The 514-nt window shown below is 58.4% G+C and carries 1 protein-coding gene; it reads left to right on the top strand.

Annotated features, from left to right (window positions below):
• A partial coding sequence (locus tag GO013_RS16740; RefSeq protein WP_239057932.1) for a hypothetical protein occupies positions 1-423 on the top strand: 423 nt, incomplete at its 5' end.
• Positions 424-514: the final 91 nt, after the last annotated feature.

Raw genomic sequence — 514 nt, 5'->3', positions numbered from 1 at the left:
GCTGGATTTTGGAAATCAGCACCGGTGTTCGGCCAGGAATACAAGGCCCAGCCCGATACTCTGGCAGACAAGCATGTCGCGGCCATTGACGAGGCAGCCGGAGCCGATCCCAAACATCCAAAGGCTCCAGAGGGTGTGGATGTGATGGCTGACATCAAGCCTGCACCCAACTATTTACCCAAGCGCGGCCGAGATTTGGGACTGGATGCCAGCAGGCGCGAAGTTGCCCCTCTGCCTTTGGTGGAAGCGGCCATGCAGCTCAAGCATCGGCTCGGCGATCTTTGGACCGGCGAGGCCTATGCATGGCTCCAGCAGCGTTACGGCGAGTCCGTGCCAGCGGACGAAATCGACAGCATTGAAAAGCGGTTCGGCAAACAGCAAACCACCCCCGCGCCGCTGCAACTGGTTGGAAACGGGAGTTAGACAATGACCAAATTGAAGGAGTTACTTGATATTTGCGGACTCTCACAGCGAGACCTGGCGCGAGGATTGGACCTCTCTCCGGCAGCCGTGA

This window comes from Pseudodesulfovibrio sp. JC047, from assembly GCF_010468615.1.
In the GTDB taxonomy this organism is placed as follows: domain Bacteria; phylum Desulfobacterota; class Desulfovibrionia; order Desulfovibrionales; family Desulfovibrionaceae; genus Pseudodesulfovibrio.
The sequence above is the reverse complement of the archived record's forward strand: the minus strand, read 5'-3'. Positions and strand labels throughout refer to the sequence as shown.